Origin of the sequence: Pseudomonas sp. R84 (assembly GCF_009834515.1) — a bacterium.
Taxonomy (GTDB): domain Bacteria; phylum Pseudomonadota; class Gammaproteobacteria; order Pseudomonadales; family Pseudomonadaceae; genus Aquipseudomonas.
The window spans coordinates 474,612-491,377 of record NZ_CP019426.1 but is presented as its reverse complement, the minus strand read 5'-3'; the positions used below and the strand labels follow the sequence as shown (position 1 = coordinate 491,377).

The window sequence follows — 16,766 nt, the reverse complement described above, 5'->3', positions numbered from 1 at the left end:
TGCGTATCACCGTGTAGGAACTGCCGAAGGCTGCGATCTTTTGATCTGAATGTCACCACATATCCATAAGCTGCCTGCTAAGGTTGGCAAGCCCGTCTTCGCAACGGATAATGCCCAGTTTTTCCACCCGCGCATCGATGCGCCCGCCGCGCTTGCGGTCGAAAGAGAAGACCATGAAAGACACCATTCGCCAGCTGATCCAACAAGCCCTCACCCAACTCGTCAACGAAGGTGTGTTGCCTGAAGGCCTGTCGCCGGCGATTCAGGTGGAGAACGCCCGGGACAAGACCCACGGTGATTTCGCCAGCAACATTGCCATGATGCTGGCCAAGCCTGCGGGCATGAAACCGCGCGATCTGGCGGAAAAAATCATCGCCGCACTGCCGGCTGACGAGAACGTCACCAAAGCCGAAATCGCTGGCCCGGGCTTCATCAACTTCTTCCAGAACACCCAGGCTTTGGCCTCGCGTCTCGACGCTGCCTTGGCTGATGCCCATGTTGGCGTACGCAAGGCCGGCCCTGCGCAGCGCACCGTGGTCGACCTGTCGGCACCGAACCTGGCGAAAGAAATGCACGTCGGCCATTTGCGCTCGACGATCATCGGCGACGGCGTGGCCCGCGTCCTTGAGTTCCTTGGCGACGAAGTGATCCGTCAGAACCACGTCGGCGACTGGGGCACCCAGTTCGGCATGCTGATGGCGTATCTGCAGGAAAACCCGATCACCAGCGACGAGCTGTCGGATCTGGAAAACTTCTACCGCGCCGCCAAACAACGTTTCGATGAATCCGAAGAATTCGCCGACCGCGCCCGTGGCCTGGTGGTCAAGCTGCAGGCCGGTGATGCCGAGTGCCTGGCGCTGTGGACCAAGTTCAAGGACATCTCGCTGTCGCACTGCCAGAAGATCTACGAACTGCTCAACGTCAAACTGACCATGGCCGACGTGATGGGCGAAAGCGCCTACAACGACGACCTGATCAACGTGGTCAACGATCTGAAAGCCGCAGGCATGCTGGTCGAGAGCAACGGCGCCCAATGCGTGTTCCTCGACGAGTTCAAGAACGCCGACGGCGACCCGCTGCCGGTGATCATCGTCAAGGCTGATGGCGGTTACCTGTACGCCACCACTGACCTGGCAGCCGTGCGCTATCGCAGCGGCAAACTGAAAGCCGATCGCGCGCTGTACTTTGTCGATCAGCGTCAGGCCCTGCACTTCCAGCAAGTGTTTGCCGTGGCGCGCAAGGCCGGTTTCGTCACCCATCCGATGGAAATGGAGCACATGGGCTTCGGCACCATGAACGGCGCCGACGGCCGTCCGTTCAAGACCCGTGACGGCGGCACCGTGAAGCTGATCGATCTGCTGACCGAAGCGCAGGAACGCGCCTACAGCCTGGTGAAAGAGAAGAACCCGGAGCTGGCCGAAGACGAACTACGCAACATCGCCAAAGTCGTCGGCATCGGCGCGGTGAAATACGCCGACCTGTCGAAGCACCGCACCAGCGACTACAGCTTCAACTTCGACCTGATGCTGAATTTCGAAGGCAACACTGCGCCTTACCTGCTGTACGCCTACACCCGCGTCGCCGGTGTGTTCCGCAAACTCGGCAAGGACTTCAGCGAAGTCGATGGCCAGATAGTATTGGAAGCGGCGCACGAACAAGAGCTGGCGGCAAAACTGGCGCAGTTCGGTGAAGTGCTGAATAACGTGTCCGACAAAGGCACGCCGCACATTCTCTGTACTTATCTGTACGACGTTGCCGGTCTGTTCTCCAGCTTCTATGAGAACTGCCCGATCCTCGCCGCCGACACCCCGGCCCAGATGCAGAGCCGTCTGCGTCTGGCCGCGCTGACCGGTCGCACCCTCAAGCAAGGCCTGGAGCTGTTGGGTCTGGAAACTCTGGAGCGTATGTAAGTTGGCTGCCAAGAAAAAACCTGCACCCAAACGTGGCGCCAGCCGTTACCAAGCTCCTGCGAAGCAACCGATTCCGGGCTGGCTGTGGATGGCCATCGGCCTGACAGTCGGCGCGTTCATCGTGTTCCTGATGAAGCTGGAGCCGGGCAAGGGCAGCGACACGGTCAAGCGTGAGAAGGTCGAGCAGGCACAACAGCAGAAAGCGTCGAAGATTGCCGAGGCCAACAAGACCCCGCCGAGCCCGACGCAACCGGTCAAGCCGAAGTACGACTTCTACACCCTGCTGCCGGAATCGGAGGTGATCGTGCCGCCGGACGCCGTGCCGGAGAAGACCTTGCCGACGCCACAAGTGCCGGCCATCCCGACCACGCCGGTGACCCCGGCGGAAGCGGCGAAGATCGACACCGCGCGCGCGCAGGCAGCCCTGGCCGGGATTACCCCACCGCCAGCGCCACCAGTGAGCAAAGCGGCGCCGGTGACCAAGTTCTTCCTGCAGGCCGGCTCGTTCCGCAAGGAAACCGATGCCGACAAGGTCCGCGCGCAGATCATTCTGCTCGGTCAGGCGGTGGCGGTTGAGTCCGGCACAGTGAAGGATGAAACCTGGTACCGCGTACTGGTCGGCCCGTTCAGCAACCGCGAACAACTGACCACCGCGCAGAAACAACTGGCCGGCGCCGGCTTCAGCAACCTGTTGTTACAACAACGCCAGAGCCGCTGATTCCACCAGTAGTACCGCGTCATCGTTCATTCGCGAGCAGGCTCGCTCCCACAGGAATAACGCAGTCCCTGTGGGAGCGAGCCTGCTCGCGAAGGCGTCTTATCAAGCACTAGATCCCCCCGATCAAACACCCGCCGTTCGTCCCTGCGCACCCTCCCCGGTTGAAATCCTCTCCAGCACCCCCATATGAATGGGCATAAGGCACTTTCGCCCCGCTGTGTGGAGACTCTTCCCTTGACCACCATCGTTTCAGTCCGCCGTCACGGCAAAGTCGTCATGGGCGGCGACGGCCAGGTTTCTCTCGGCAATACCGTGATGAAAGGCAACGCGAAAAAAGTCCGTCGCCTGTACCACGGCCAGGTCATCGCCGGTTTTGCCGGTGCCACCGCCGACGCCTTTACCCTCTTCGAACGTTTCGAAGGCCAGCTTGAAAAACATCAGGGCCACCTGGTGCGCGCCGCTGTCGAACTCGCCAAAGAATGGCGCACCGACCGCTCCCTGAGCCGCCTCGAAGCCATGCTCGCGGTTGCCAACAAAGACGCCTCGCTGATCATCACCGGCAACGGTGACGTGGTCGAACCCGAAGACGGCCTGATCGCCATGGGTTCCGGTGGCGCCTATGCGCAAGCCGCCGCCAGCGCGCTGTTGAAAAAGACCGACCTGTCGGCCCGTGAAATCGTCGAGACCGCCCTCGGTATCGCTGGCGACATCTGTGTATTCACCAACCACACTCAGACCATTGAGGAGCAGGATCTCGCTGAATAAGCCTGACGCGGCCCTGTGCCACGGCTTGTTTCTGCTTGAGGACCGTCAACTACTATGTCCATGACTCCCCGCGAAATCGTCCACGAACTCAACCGCCACATCATCGGCCAGGACGATGCCAAGCGCGCCGTCGCGATTGCCCTGCGCAACCGCTGGCGCCGCATGCAGCTGCCTGAAGAGCTGCGCGTTGAAGTGACCCCGAAGAACATCCTGATGATCGGCCCGACCGGTGTCGGTAAAACCGAAATCGCCCGTCGTCTGGCGAAACTGGCCAACGCGCCGTTCATCAAGGTCGAAGCGACCAAGTTCACCGAAGTCGGCTACGTTGGCCGCGACGTCGAGTCGATCATCCGTGATCTGGCCGACGCTGCGATCAAGATGCTCCGCGAGCAGGAAATGACCCGCGTTCGCCATCGCGCTGAAGATGCTGCCGAGGATCGTATCCTCGACGCACTGCTGCCGCCGGCGCGCATGGGCTTCAGCAATGAAGAAGCGCCGAGCAGCGATTCCAACACTCGTCAGCTGTTCCGCAAGCGCCTGCGCGAAGGTCAGCTGGACGACAAGGAAATCGAGATCGAAGTCGCCGAAGTTGCCGGCATCGAAATCGCCACGCCGCCTGGCATGGAAGAGATGACCAACCAGTTGCAGTCGCTGTTCGCCAACATGGGCAAGGGCAAGAAGAAGGCGCGCAAGCTCAAGGTCAAAGAAGCGCTGAAACTGGTGCGCGACGAAGAAGCCGGGCGTCTGGTCAATGAAGAAGAGCTGAAGGCCAAAGCGCTGGAAGCGGTTGAGCAGCACGGCATCGTGTTCATCGACGAGATCGACAAAGTCGCCAAACGTGGCAATGTCGGCGGCGCCGATGTCTCCCGTGAAGGCGTACAGCGCGACCTGCTACCGCTGATCGAAGGCTGCACCGTCAACACCAAACTGGGCATGGTCAAGACTGACCACATCCTGTTCATCGCGTCCGGTGCGTTCCACCTGAGCAAGCCGAGCGATCTGGTGCCTGAGCTGCAAGGTCGCCTGCCGATCCGCGTCGAACTCAAAGCCCTGAGCCCGTCGGACTTCGAGCGCATCCTCAGCGAACCGCACGCTTCGCTCACCGAGCAATACTGCGCGCTGCTGAAAACCGAAGGCCTGAACATCCAGTTCCAGCCGGAAGGCATCAAGCGTCTGGCGGAGATCGCCTGGCAGGTCAACGAGAAGACCGAGAACATCGGTGCCCGTCGTCTGCACACGCTGCTTGAGCGTTTGCTCGAAGAGGTGTCGTTCAGTGCCGGCGATCTGGCCAGCACCCACGATGAGAAGCCGATTCTGATCGACGCCGAATACGTCAACAGCCACCTCGGCGAATTGGCGAAGAACGAAGACCTGTCCCGTTATATTCTGTAAAGCGGCAAGCTCCGAGCTACAAGCGGCAAGCTGAGTTAAGCTTGCAGCTTGTTGCTTGCAGCTCAAGGCTGTTTTTATGATTCCTACCGACATCAAACTGCACAAAGCCTCGAAAACCCTGACGCTCACCTACGCGTCCGGCGAGGAATACACCCTGCCCGCCGAATTCCTGCGCGTGCATTCGCCCTCCGCCGAGGTCCAGGGCCACGGCAAACCGATCCTGCAATTCGGCAAGATCAACGTCGGTCTGAGCAAGCTGCAACCGGCCGGTCACTACGCACTGAAACTGACCTTCGACGACGGTCACGACAGCGGCTTGTTCACCTGGGATTATCTCTACGAGCTGGGGCGACGTTATGACGCACTCTGGGCCGATTATCTGGCCGAGCTCAAAGCCGCCGGAAAAACCCGCGACCCGAACGAGTCGATCGTCAAGCTGATGCTCTAGCCCGAGCCTTGCGCTCATTAGAGGGCATTTTCTAAATTCATCTGTTTGAATGCTCCGCTGTGTGGCCGAGGATCGGCCCGCTTGCGAAAAAAATTAAACTCGGGTAACCAATGGAGCTGGCAAGTTCCCTGCAGTGCTCTACGACTGTAAAGCAGCTATGCAGAATTAACGGTCACCCGAGCAGTAGTACCTGGCATTGGCTGTGGAACTGCACAGAAAACCGGGTACTCGTCTCAGGACAATGGAGCGTCGTAGATGAGTAACAAGAATAACGATGACCTGAAGTACCAAGCCTCGGAAAACACCCTGGGGCTTAATCCCGTCGTTGGGCTACGCGGAAAGGATCTGCTGGCCTCTGCTCGTATGGTGCTGAAACAGGCCATCAGACAACCGATCCATAGCGTCAAGCACGTCACCCATTTCGGCCTCGAACTGAAGAACGTGTTGTTTGGAAAATCCGAACTGCAACCGGCTGGCGATGACCGTCGCTTCGCTGATCCTGCGTGGAGCCAGAACCCGCTCTACAAACGTTATCTGCAAACTTACCTGGCGTGGCGCAAGGAACTCCATGCCTGGATCGATGACAGCAGCCTGTCACCCAAAGACATTGCCCGCGGCCACTTTGTCATCAACCTGATGACCGAAGCCATGGCCCCGACCAACACCGCCGCCAACCCGGCCGCCGTGAAACGCTTCTTCGAAACCGGCGGCAAAAGCCTGCTCGACGGTCTCTCGCATCTGGCCAAGGATCTGGTGCACAACGGCGGCATGCCGAGCCAGGTCAACATGGGCGCGTTTGAAGTCGGCAAGAGCCTCGGCGTCACCGAAGGCGCGGTGGTGTTTCGCAACGACGTGCTGGAGCTGATCCAGTACAAGCCGATCACCGAGCAAGTCCACGAGCGCCCTTTGCTGGTGGTGCCGCCGCAGATCAACAAGTTCTACGTATTCGATTTGAGCCCGGACAAGAGTCTGGCGCGCTTCTGCCTGCGCAATAACGTGCAGACGTTTATCGTCAGCTGGCGCAACCCGACCAAAGCACAGCGCGAGTGGGGCCTGTCGACCTATATCGACGCGCTGAAAGAAGCCGTCGACGTGGTCACCGCGATTACCGGCAGCAAAGACGTGAACATGCTCGGCGCCTGCTCCGGCGGCATCACCTGCACCGCCCTGCTCGGCCATTACGCGGCGATCGGCGAGAAGAAGGTCAATGCCCTCACGCTGCTGGTCAGCGTGCTCGACACGACGCTGGACAGCGACGTCGCCCTGTTCGTCGACGAGCAGACTCTGGAGACCGCCAAGCGCCATTCGTACCAGGCCGGCGTGCTCGAAGGCAAAGACATGGCCAAGGTCTTCGCCTGGATGCGTCCCAACGACCTTATCTGGAACTACTGGGTCAACAACTACCTGCTCGGCAATGAGCCGCCGGTGTTCGACATCCTGTTCTGGAACAACGACACCACCCGGTTGCCCGCTGCGTTCCACGGCGACCTGATCGAGATGTTCAAAAACAACCCACTGATCCGCCCGAATGCACTGGAAGTGTGCGGCACGCCGATCGACCTCAAGCAGGTCACGGCCGATATCTTCTCGCTGGCCGGCACCAACGACCACATCACGCCGTGGAAGTCCTGCTACAAGTCGGCGCAGTTGTTCGGCGGCAAAGTGGAATTCGTGCTGTCGAGCAGTGGGCATATCCAGAGCATCCTGAACCCGCCGGGCAATCCGAAATCGCGCTACATGACCAGCGAAGAAGTGGCTGCCAATGCCGATGAATGGCAAGAGAACTCGACCAAGCACACCGACTCCTGGTGGCTGTACTGGCAGACGTGGCAGGCCGAGCGCTCGGGCAACCTGAAAAAGGCCCCGCTGAAACTGGGCAATAAAGCGTATCCGGCGGGTGAAGCCTCGCCGGGCACTTACGTTCACGAGCGGTAACTGACACACCCGGCCCAATGTAGGAGCTGCCGCAGGCTGCGATCTTTTGATTCTGTTTTTAAAATCAAGATCAACAGATCGCAGCCTTCGGCAGCTCCTACACAGGGGGCGGGGTGTACTTGAAATCCACAGGGCCTGACGCATGCCGCAACCGTTCATATTCCGTACCGTCGATCTGGATGGCCAGACCCTCCGCACGGCGGTACGCCCCGGCAAGCCTCACTTGACGCCCTTGCTGATTTTCAACGGCATCGGCGCCAACCTGGAGCTGGTGTTTCCGTTTGTCGCGGCACTGGATCCAGATCTGGAAGTGATCGCCTTCGACGTGCCCGGTGTCGGCGGTTCCTCGACGCCGAACCGGCCGTATCGCTTTCCCGGTCTGGCCAAGCTGACCTCGCGCATGCTCGATTACCTCGACTACGGTCAGGTCAACGTCATTGGCGTGTCGTGGGGCGGCGCGCTCGCGCAGCAGTTCGCCTACGACTACCCCGAGCGCTGCAAGAAACTGGTGCTGGCGGCGACCGCTGCCGGTGCGGTGATGGTGCCGGGCAAACCGAAAGTGCTGTGGATGATGGCCAGTCCCCGGCGCTACATCCAGCCGTCCCATGTGATCCGCATCGCCCCGCTGATCTACGGCGGCTCGTTCCGTCGCGACCCGACGCTCGCGGCCAGCCACGCCGCGAAAGTGCGTTCGGCGGGCAAGCTCGGTTACTACTGGCAACTGTTCGCCGGCTTGGGCTGGACCAGCATTCACTGGCTGCACAAGATCCATCAGCCGACGCTGGTGCTGGCCGGCGATGACGATCCGCTGATCCCGCTGATCAACATGCGCATGCTCGCCTGGCGCATTCCCAACGCCCAACTGCACATCATCGACGACGGTCATCTGTTCCTGATTACCCGCGCCGAAGCGGTGGCGCCGATCATCATGAAATTCCTCCAGGAGGAACGTCAGCGCGCGGTGATGCATCCGCATCCGACACCGCTCGGCGGTTAAACCCGGCGGCAGGCTTTATGCAGGCCTTTGGCAAAGAGTGCGCGGCAGGACGCCGCGCAGGCAACAACCCGCAACAGCGTCTATGGTGTTCTGGTTCGGTGAGTTTGTTTTTGGCCTGAAGACGAAGGAGTGTTGAGTCATGCGCGACAAACCAGCGACGGGCGTAGTGCCCAGCCCCGCCGTGTTCATCAACGCACAAAGTGCGATCACCGGCCTGCGTGGGCGGGATTTGATTTCGACCTTGCGCAATGTGGCAGCCCATGGCCTGCGTAACCCGATCCACAGTGCGAAGCATGCCTTGAAACTCGGCGGCCAATTGGGCCGCGTGCTGCTCGGCGAAACTCTGCACCCGACCAATCCGAACGACAGCCGCTTCGCCGATCCGGCGTGGAGCCTCAACCCGTTTTACCGGCGTAGCCTGCAGGCCTATCTGGCCTGGCAGAAGCAGGTCAAAAGCTGGATCGATGAAAGCAACATGAGCCCGGACGATCGCGCTCGTGCGCACTTCGCCTTCACCCTGCTCAACGACGCCGTGGCGCCGTCGAACACCCTGCTCAATCCACTGGCGGTCAAGGAGCTGTTCAACTCCGGTGGGCACAGCCTGGTGCGCGGTCTCAGTCATTTGTTCGATGACCTGCTGCACAACGACGGCTTGCCACGTCAGGTGACCAAACAGGCTTTCGAGGTCGGCAAAACCGTCGCCACCACCACCGGCTCGGTGGTGTTTCGCAACGAGATGCTGGAACTGATCCAGTACAAACCGATGAGCGAAAAGCAGTACGCCAAGCCGCTGCTGGTGGTGCCGCCGCAAATCAACAAGTACTACATTTTCGACCTGAGCCCGCACAACAGCTTCGTCCAGTACGCCCTGAAAAACGGTTTGCAGACGTTCATGATCAGTTGGCGCAACCCGGATGTGCGCCATCGCGAATGGGGCCTGTCGACCTACGTCGAGGCTGTGGAAGAAGCGATGAACATCTGCCGGGCGATCACCGGCGCCCGCGAGGTCAACCTGATGGGCGCCTGCGCTGGCGGGCTGACCATCGCCGCGCTGCAAGGGCATTTGCAGGCCAAGCGGCAGCTGCGAAGGGTTTCCAGCGCGACGTATCTGGTCAGCCTGCTCGACAGCGAAATCGAAACCTCGGCTACGCTGTTTGCCGATGAGCAAACCCTCGAAGCGGCCAAGCGTCGCTCCTATCAGAAAGGCGTGCTCGAAGGTCGCGACATGGCCAAGGTCTTCGCTTGGATGCGCCCCAACGATCTGATCTGGAGCTACTTCGTCAACAACTACCTGCTGGGCAAAGAGCCGCCGGCCTTCGACATCCTCTACTGGAACAACGACAACACCCGTCTGCCCGCCGCGTTTCACGGCGACTTGCTGGACTTCTTCAAGCACAACCCGCTGACCCATCCGGGTGGACTTGAGGTCTGTGGCACGCCGATCGATCTGCAGAAAGTCACCGTCGACAGCTTCAGCGTCGCCGGCATGAACGACCACATCACACCGTGGGATGCGGTGTATCGCTCGACCCTGCTGCTCGGTGGCGAGCGGCGTTTCTTGCTGTCCAACAGCGGCCATGTGCAGAGCATTCTCAACCCGCCAAGCAACCCGAAAGCCGCGTACGTCGAGAACGGCAAGATGAGCAGCGACCCGCGCGCCTGGTACTACGACGGCAAGCACGTCGACGGCAGTTGGTGGCCGCAGTGGCTGGAATGGATTCAACAGCGCTCCGGCGCCCAGCACGAAACCTCGTTCACCCTCGGCAATCCGAACTATCCACCGATGGAGGCAGCGCCCGGTACTTACGTGCGTGTGCGCTGACGCTTAACCGAACTTTTCTAAGAAGACTGGATGAAAACCCGCGACCGGATTCTCGAATGTGCTTTGCAACTGTTCAACGAAAAGGGCGAGCCGAACGTTTCCACCATGGAGGTGGCCAACGAAATGGGGATCAGCCCGGGCAATCTCTACTACCACTTCCACGGCAAGGAACCGCTGATTCTCGGGTTGTTCGAACGCTTCCAGAATGAACTGGCGCCACTGCTCGATCCGCCAGCGGATGTGGAACTGGCACCTGAGGATTACTGGCTGTTTCTGCATTTGATCGTCGAGCGGCTGGCGCAGTATCGCTTTCTGTTTCAGGACCTGTCGAACCTCGCCGGACGACTGCCAAAACTGGCCAAGGGCATTCGACATCTGCTCAATGCGTTGAAGCGCACCCTAGCGTCGTTGCTGGCGCGGTTGAAGGCTGGAGGGCAGTTGGTCAGTGATACGCAGGCGTTGGGGCAGTTGGTGGAGCAGATCACCATGACGCTGCTGTTTTCGCTGGATTATCAGCGGATTCTGGATCGGGAGGGTGAGGTGAGATTGGTCGTGTACCAGATCATGATGCTGGTAGCGCCGCACTTGCTGCCGCCGGTTAAGGTCGCCACCGAACGCATGGCCCTGCAGTACCTTGAAGATCACGACTGAATCAAAAACCCCTCCCCCTAACCCTCCCGAAACGTCGGACCGCCCGGAGGGAGAGGGGACTGATCCGGGGATGCTGATGAGCTACGCCGACCTGAAATTTCTCTGTTGAATCCATAATCGACTCGGTTTTTCAGGTCGATGCATGACGCAAGACATTGCGGTCGGCTCCCTCTCCCTCCGGGAGAGGGCTGGGGTGAGGGTAAGCTTTTAAAAAGCACAAACAAAAACGCCCGACCTTCACAGGCCGGGCGTTTTGTTTTGCCCTGAAGAATCAGGACTGACTGGTTGGCGTCGACGGGGTCGATGCAACAGTCGGGGTAGCCGCCGGAGTCGGTGCCGCGGCGGAGTTCGACGCGCTCACCGGGGCTGCCGGAGTGGCCGGCCTGGCTGCAGCAGGTGCTGCTGGCTTCGGCGCTGCGGCTTTCGGCGCGGCCGGTTTTTTCACTGCCGGTTTCTTCGCTGCTGCCGGTTTGGCCGCAGGCTTGGCAGCTGGTTTGGCCGCAGCGGTTTTCGCTGCTGGCTTGGCGGCTGGTTTCGCTGCAGTTTTGGCCGCAGGTTTTGCTGCAGTTTTGGCAGCGGCTTTGGCGGCAACCGGTTTGGCTGCAGCTTTGGCTGCGGGCTTGGCGGCAGCGGTTTTCGCAGCCGGTTTAGCCGCGGCTTTTGCCGCGGGTTTAGCTGCCGCTTTGGCCAGTGGCTTGGCAGCAGACTTGGCCGCTGGTTTGGCCGCAGCCGTTTTCGCTGCCGGTTTTGCCGCAGCGGTTTTCGCCGCCACAGGCTGGGCTTTCAGACCGGTGAGTTTCTCGATCTGTTTGGTCAGTGTGTCGACCTTGCTGTTGAGTGCTTTGACTTCATTGCGGCTCGGTACACCGAGGCGCGAAATCGCGCTGTTCAGGCGCTTGTCGAAAGCCCCTTCCAGCTCGTCCCACTTGCCCAGTGCGCGATCTTTCACGCCGCTGATGCGCGACTTGGCCGAAGAAGCGGAGTCCTTGGCGGCATCGACTTTTTTGCCGACTGCGGACTTGGTGAGCTTCTCGGCTTTCTCGCCGTCTTTGACCAATGTATCGAAGAGCTTGCTGCCGTCAGTGTCGATCTTCGAGTACACGCCTAAACCAGCCAGCCAGATTTTGCGGGAGTAGTCTTCGACTTTCCCGATCCACGAGCTGCCTTCTTTATCGGTGTTCTTTTTACCAGCCATCCCGTTCTCCTTAAGATTTACGCGCGACGCGTTCGAGCAATGCCGTCAGCTCATCGAGCTTAGCAGAGAGTGTCTCAACGTCATGTTTAGACGGAATGCCGATACGATTCAAGGCGCTTGCTACGCGGGAGTCGAACGCCTTCTCGACCTTGTCGAGCTGAACTTCGACACGACCTTTGAAAGAACTCACTTCGCTCTTGGCTTCATCGATCTCGGCGTTGGCCGCTTCGAGTTTTTCGGTGACGGCTTTTTTGCCTTTCTTTTCAACAGCTTGACCAGCTTTGATCAACTCTTGAAAGTAGTCGCTGCCCTCTTGGCCGACCTTGGCGTAGGCACCCAGGCCTGCCAGCCAGATCTTGCGGGCATAGGATTTGACGTCGCTCAGAGCAGAAGTCGAAACGTCGATTTTTTTCTTCAAAATAACTTTGGCCATGGTGCACCCCACGCGCAGAAGGTTTGAGGAACTGCCCGGGAAAGTGTCGGGCTCAGGCACAAAGTAGGCAGAAAAATTAGAAACGGCACCCTAACAACTGACATGAATCGGTGGTGCCTGAATGAAAAGATCGCAGCCTTCGGCAGCTCCTACAGGGGAATGTGTACGTCTGTAGGAGCTGCCGAAGGTTGCGATCTTTTGATGTTCAAACCAAAGCTTTGTCGAGGGCTTTTTCGATTTCGGCTTTGATCATGCCGCTCATGGCCGACATCATCAGGCCCAGCTCAACGTCGACCTTGATCGAATCGTCCGCCACATGCACCGCGCCTTTCACGCCCGAGCGCTTGAGGTTCAGGGTGTCGCCGGACCATTGCGGCTCCAGGCCATATTGCTCGGAGAGTTTTTGCGCCAGCTTGTCGGCCTTCTCGCGGGCAGCTTCCTTACCCAGATTGTGGGCACGCTCAACAGTGATTTTGGCCATTGATTGACTCCTGCTTTTTGAATGGGGCGAAAAAGATGTGTCGGTAAATCTTGACCGCCGCTGCGGCAAATCGTCCCGAGGGTTGCCCATCTTACCTTTAGCCATTCCAAGACAAAGCATGGCTTGGGGATTAGAATGTCGCGCATTCTCTTTTGGTGACAGCGATATGACTGATCAGCGCAAAGGCAGCGATGCCGAACCCACCACTCACTTCGGCTTCAAAAACGTTCCGGAAAGCCAGAAAGCGGAAAAAGTCGCTGAGGTTTTCCACTCGGTAGCCGCCAAGTACGACCTGATGAACGACCTTCTGTCGGGCGGCATGCACCGTCTGTGGAAGCGTTTTGCGATCGAACTGTCGGGCGTGCGCAGCGGTAACCGCGTGCTGGACATCGCCGGCGGTACCGGTGATCTGACCAAAAAATTCTCGCACCTGGTCGGCCCGACCGGTCAGGTGGTATTGGCTGACATCAACGAATCGATGCTCAAGGTCGGTCGTGACCGTCTGCTCGATCTGGGTGTTGCCGGCAACGTCGAATTCGTTCAGGCGGACGCAGAAAAACTGCCGTTCCCGGACAACCATTTCGATTGCGTGACCATCGCCTTCGGCCTGCGCAACGTGACGCACAAAGAAGACGCCCTGCGCTCAATGCTGCGCGTGCTCAAGCCCGGCGGTCGTTTGTTGGTGCTGGAATTCTCCAAGCCGACCAACGCGCTGATGTCGAAAGCCTACGATGCCTATTCGTTCGCCTTCATGCCGCTGATGGGCAAGCTGATCACCAACGACTCGGAAAGCTATCGCTATCTGGCCGAATCGATCCGCATGCACCCGAATCAGGAAACCCTGAAGTCGATGATGGTCGACGCCGGTTTCGACCGCGTGACCTATCACAACATGACCGCAGGCATCGTCGCCCTGCACCGTGGCATCAAGCCCTGATGTTGCTCACCGGGCTGCTCGCCAGCGTTGAACTCGGCCTCAACCGGGTGCTGCGTCTCGACAGCACGGCGTTGCCACGGCTGGCGCATTTGACCGGCAAGGTGATTGCCGTCGACTGCCGCAGCCCGGCGCTGCAACTGTTCATTCTGCCGAGCGACGAAGGTTTGATGCTGGCGTCCCATTGGGAAACCGCTGTCGACTGCACCCTGCGTGCGCCGGCCTCGAGCCTGATCAAACTGGCCGTGAGCAAAGACAAGACTGCGGTGCTGCACGCCCCGGAAGTCGAACTCGATGGCGACAGCGGCGTGCTGCTGGAACTGGCCGGTGTGCTGCAGGATCTTGAGCTGGACTGGGAGTACGAACTCTCGCGCTGGCTCGGCCCGGTCGCCACGCAACTGGTCGGTGGCCATCTGCGCAGCCGCGCGCGCTGGTATCAACAAGGATTTGCCAGCCTTAACCAGAACCTCGCCGAATACCTCGCCGAAGAATCGCGCACCCTCGTCGGGCAGCGCGAAGCCGAAGCGCGGTTTAGCGAACTGGACCGGATCAAACTTGATCTGGAACGTCTCGAGGCGCGTTTCGAGCGCCTTTCCCGATCCCTCGACCCAAGCGATAACGCATGAAGCTGCTCGCCGTCCGCCGTCTGCTGCGCATCCAGTCTGTCGTGATCCGCTACCGCCTCGATGACCTGCTGTTCGATCTGCCGCTGCCCTGGTTTCTCCTGGCGCTGCGCTATGTGCTGCCGTGGCGCTGGTTCCCGCGCAAGCCGCTGGACCTGAGCCGGGGCGCGCGTTTGCGCCTGGCGCTGCAGGACCTCGGGCCGATTTTCATCAAGTTCGGGCAGATTCTTTCGACCCGCCGCGACCTGCTGCCGGAAGACATCGCCGATGAGCTGATGCGCTTGCAGGATCGCGTGCCGCCGTTCGATTCGCAGCTGTCGATCAAGCTGATCGAGGAGCAACTGGGCAAGAAGATCAGCGACGTGTTCAGCCGTTTTGACGTCGAACCGTTGGCCTCGGCTTCGGTGGCGCAGGTGCATGCCGCGCAGCTGAAAACCGGCGAAGAAGTCGTGGTCAAGGTCATCCGCCCGGGTCTGAAGCCGATCATCGCGCAGGATCTGGCGTGGCTGTTCATCCTTGCCCGCGCGGCTGAAAAACTGTCTGCCGACGCGCGTCTGCTGCACCCGGTCGACGTGGTGCAGGACTACGAAAAAACCATCTACGACGAACTCGATCTGCTTCGCGAGGCGGCCAACGCCAGCCAGTTGAAGCGCAACTTCGAAGGCTCGCCGCTGCTGTATGTACCGCAAGTCTATTGGGACTGGTGCCGGCCGAAAGTGCTGGTGATGGAACGCATCTACGGCATTCAGGTCACCGATCTGGCAACCCTCGCCGACCAGCGCACCGACATGAAAATGCTCGCCGAACGTGGCGTGGAGATCTTCTTCACCCAAGTATTCCGCGACAGCTTTTTCCATGCCGACATGCACCCAGGCAACATCTTCGTCAGCACCGTCAATCCGTGGAGCCCGCAGTACATCGCGATCGACTGCGGCATCGTCGGCAGCCTGACCCCGGAAGACCAGGATTATCTGGCGCGCAATCTGTTCGCCTTCTTCAAGCGTGACTACCGTCGCGTGGCGCAGTTGCACATCGATTCGGGTTGGGTGCCGGCAGAAACCAAACTCAACGAATTCGAAGCGGCGATCCGCACCGTGTGCGAACCGATCTTCGAAAAACCGTTAAAAGATATTTCATTTGGCCAGGTGCTGATGCGCCTGTTCCAGACCGCGCGGCGCTTCAACATGGAAGTGCAGCCGCAACTGGTGCTGCTGCAAAAGACCCTGCTGAACATCGAAGGTCTTGGCCGTCAGCTGTATCCGGATCTGGACCTGTGGAACACCGCGCAGCCATTTCTCGAACGCTGGATGCGCGAGCGCGTCAGCCCGAAAGCCTTGCTGGGCAACGTGCAGAGCCAGTTTGAACAGCTGCCGCATTTGGCCAACATGGCTCGTGATCTGCTCGAACGCATGTCGCAACCGCACGCCTACGACCCACCGCCGCCATGGCATAAACGCAAGGACGACTGGTTCCTGCGCCTGCTCGGTTGCGCGCATCTGGCCGGCGGGGTAATCCTCGCCATCGGTGGCCCGCTGCACGAATTGGGGCATTGGCCGGCCGGAATCATGGTGGCCGTCGGCTTGTATCTGGTCGTTCGCCGATAGCACGAATCAGCTGCAAGTTATAAGCTGCGAGCTGCAAGCCTGACGATACTGGAACACCGCAATCTGCTCTTACTTGCAGCTTGGAGCTCAAAGCTTGTAGCTGCGTTTCGGGAATTGAAGATGAAAAACTGGCTGGACGAGATCAAATGGGACGCTGATGGCCTGGTGCCGGCGATTGCCCAGGATCACAAGACCGGACGCGTACTGATGATGGCTTGGATGAACCGCGAAGCGCTCGAACTGACCGCTGCGGAAAACCGTGCAATCTACTGGTCACGTTCCCGTGGCAAGCTGTGGCGCAAGGGCGAAGAGTCCGGCCATGTACAGACGCTGCATGAAATGCGTCTGGACTGTGACGCCGACGTGATCATCCTGATGGTTGAACAGATCGGCGACATCGCTTGCCATACCGGCCGTCAAAGCTGCTTTTACCGTGTCTTCGAAAACGGCGACTGGAAAACCGTCGACCCGGTTCTGAAAGATCCGCACGCTATCTATTCCGCAGGACACAAACATGAGTGACACCCTGACCCGCCTCGCTCAGGTACTTGAAGAGCGCAAAGGCGCAGCCGCCGACAGCTCGTATGTGGCTAGTCTGTATCACAAGGGTTTGAACAAGATTCTGGAGAAAGTCGGCGAAGAGTCGGTCGAAACCATTATTGCCGCCAAGGACGCCGCCATCAGCGGCGACTGCAGCGACGTGATCTACGAAACCGCCGACCTGTGGTTCCACAGCATGGTCATGCTTGCTCAACTGGGGCAGCATCCGCAGGCCGTGCTGGATGAACTGGATCGTCGCTTCGGCCTGTCCGGACACGTCGAGAAAGCCTCGCGTCCGTCCGCCTGAACAATTTTTAG

The 16,766-nt window shown here is 59.6% G+C and carries 18 protein-coding genes; 14 read left to right on the top strand and 4 right to left on the bottom strand.

The annotated features are described in order from the left end of the window. Positions 1 to 52 precede the first annotated feature (52 nt). Positions 53 to 175, bottom strand: coding sequence for a hypothetical protein (locus tag PspR84_RS29755; RefSeq protein WP_256579857.1), 123 nt, complete (start codon positions 173 to 175; stop codon positions 53 to 55). Between PspR84_RS29755 and argS the strand changes: the two genes are divergently transcribed. From argS to PspR84_RS02220, 9 genes are all read left to right on the top strand, one after another. Beyond that, positions 174 to 1,910: an arginine--tRNA ligase gene (gene argS / locus PspR84_RS02260; protein ID WP_160055089.1), complete on the top strand. Its 1,737-nt coding sequence runs from the start codon at positions 174 to 176 to the stop codon at positions 1,908 to 1,910. The genes PspR84_RS29755 and argS overlap by 2 nt on opposite strands. 1 nt (position 1,911) lies before the next feature. Beyond that, positions 1,912 to 2,628, top strand: coding sequence for an SPOR domain-containing protein (locus tag PspR84_RS02255; protein ID WP_007909385.1), 717 nt, complete (start codon positions 1,912 to 1,914; stop codon positions 2,626 to 2,628). A gap of 234 nt (positions 2,629 to 2,862) precedes the next feature. Continuing rightward, the gene (hslV, locus tag PspR84_RS02250; RefSeq protein WP_003186641.1) at positions 2,863 to 3,393 is read left to right on the top strand and encodes an ATP-dependent protease subunit HslV; all 531 of its coding nucleotides are present in this window, start codon (positions 2,863 to 2,865) and stop codon (positions 3,391 to 3,393) included. 54 nt (positions 3,394 to 3,447) lie between these two features. Beyond that, positions 3,448 to 4,785 carry an ATP-dependent protease ATPase subunit HslU gene (gene hslU / locus PspR84_RS02245; RefSeq protein ID WP_160055086.1) on the top strand — a complete coding sequence of 446 codons (1,338 nt, stop codon included), beginning with the start codon at positions 3,448 to 3,450 and terminating at the stop codon, positions 4,783 to 4,785. Positions 4,786 to 4,861: 76 nt separating this feature from the next. Further along, entirely contained in the window at positions 4,862 to 5,233 is a 372-nt protein-coding gene (locus PspR84_RS02240) for a DUF971 domain-containing protein (protein WP_160055083.1), read from the top strand. A 255-nt stretch (positions 5,234 to 5,488) separates the two neighbouring features. Next, positions 5,489 to 7,168, top strand: coding sequence for a class II poly(R)-hydroxyalkanoic acid synthase (phaC, locus tag PspR84_RS02235; protein WP_077570403.1), 1,680 nt, complete (start codon positions 5,489 to 5,491; stop codon positions 7,166 to 7,168). A 142-nt stretch (positions 7,169 to 7,310) separates the two neighbouring features. Continuing rightward, positions 7,311 to 8,165 (top strand): poly(3-hydroxyalkanoate) depolymerase, encoded by an 855-nt coding sequence (gene phaZ, locus PspR84_RS02230; protein ID WP_034152967.1) that lies wholly within the window; start codon positions 7,311 to 7,313, stop codon positions 8,163 to 8,165. 139 nt (positions 8,166 to 8,304) lie between these two features. Beyond that, positions 8,305 to 9,987 carry a class II poly(R)-hydroxyalkanoic acid synthase gene (gene phaC / locus PspR84_RS02225; protein ID WP_160055080.1) on the top strand — a complete coding sequence of 561 codons (1,683 nt, stop codon included), beginning with the start codon at positions 8,305 to 8,307 and terminating at the stop codon, positions 9,985 to 9,987. A gap of 30 nt (positions 9,988 to 10,017) precedes the next feature. Then, positions 10,018 to 10,638, top strand: coding sequence for a TetR/AcrR family transcriptional regulator (locus PspR84_RS02220; RefSeq protein ID WP_122855557.1), 621 nt, complete (start codon positions 10,018 to 10,020; stop codon positions 10,636 to 10,638). Positions 10,639 to 10,909: 271 nt separating this feature from the next. Here the strand turns inward: PspR84_RS02220 and PspR84_RS02215 are convergent, their stop codons facing one another. From PspR84_RS02215 to PspR84_RS02205, 3 genes are all read right to left on the bottom strand, one after another. Further along, a complete protein-coding gene (locus PspR84_RS02215) occupies positions 10,910 to 11,833 on the bottom strand; it encodes a phasin family protein (RefSeq protein WP_160055077.1) in 924 nt (307 codons plus the stop codon). Between the two features lie 10 nt (positions 11,834 to 11,843). Further along, positions 11,844 to 12,266, bottom strand: coding sequence for a phasin family protein (locus PspR84_RS02210; protein ID WP_160055074.1), 423 nt, complete (start codon positions 12,264 to 12,266; stop codon positions 11,844 to 11,846). 205 nt (positions 12,267 to 12,471) lie between these two features. After that, positions 12,472 to 12,747, bottom strand: a complete 276-nt coding sequence (locus tag PspR84_RS02205; RefSeq protein ID WP_007909364.1) for a polyhydroxyalkanoic acid system family protein — start codon at positions 12,745 to 12,747, stop codon at positions 12,472 to 12,474. 166 nt (positions 12,748 to 12,913) lie between these two features. Between PspR84_RS02205 and ubiE the strand changes: the two genes are divergently transcribed. The 5 genes from ubiE (at position 12,914) to PspR84_RS02180 (ending at position 16,755) form a co-directional block, all read left to right on the top strand. After that, positions 12,914 to 13,684: a bifunctional demethylmenaquinone methyltransferase/2-methoxy-6-polyprenyl-1,4-benzoquinol methylase UbiE gene (gene ubiE / locus PspR84_RS02200; protein ID WP_008080626.1), complete on the top strand. Its 771-nt coding sequence runs from the start codon at positions 12,914 to 12,916 to the stop codon at positions 13,682 to 13,684. After that, positions 13,684 to 14,307, top strand: a complete 624-nt coding sequence (locus tag PspR84_RS02195; RefSeq protein ID WP_034152973.1) for an SCP2 domain-containing protein — start codon at positions 13,684 to 13,686, stop codon at positions 14,305 to 14,307. The genes ubiE and PspR84_RS02195 overlap by 1 nt, the downstream gene beginning before the upstream one ends. Beyond that, on the top strand, positions 14,304 to 15,908 hold the full coding sequence (gene ubiB, locus PspR84_RS02190) for a ubiquinone biosynthesis regulatory protein kinase UbiB (protein WP_150707963.1): 1,605 nt from the start codon (positions 14,304 to 14,306) through the stop codon (positions 15,906 to 15,908). Before PspR84_RS02195 ends, ubiB begins: the two co-directional genes overlap by 4 nt. 120 nt (positions 15,909 to 16,028) lie before the next feature. Next, the gene (gene hisI, locus PspR84_RS02185) at positions 16,029 to 16,430 is read left to right on the top strand and encodes a phosphoribosyl-AMP cyclohydrolase (protein ID WP_007909357.1); all 402 of its coding nucleotides are present in this window, start codon (positions 16,029 to 16,031) and stop codon (positions 16,428 to 16,430) included. Beyond that, entirely contained in the window at positions 16,423 to 16,755 is a 333-nt protein-coding gene (locus PspR84_RS02180) for a phosphoribosyl-ATP diphosphatase (protein WP_003220849.1), read from the top strand. Before hisI ends, PspR84_RS02180 begins: the two co-directional genes overlap by 8 nt. Positions 16,756 to 16,766: the final 11 nt, after the last annotated feature.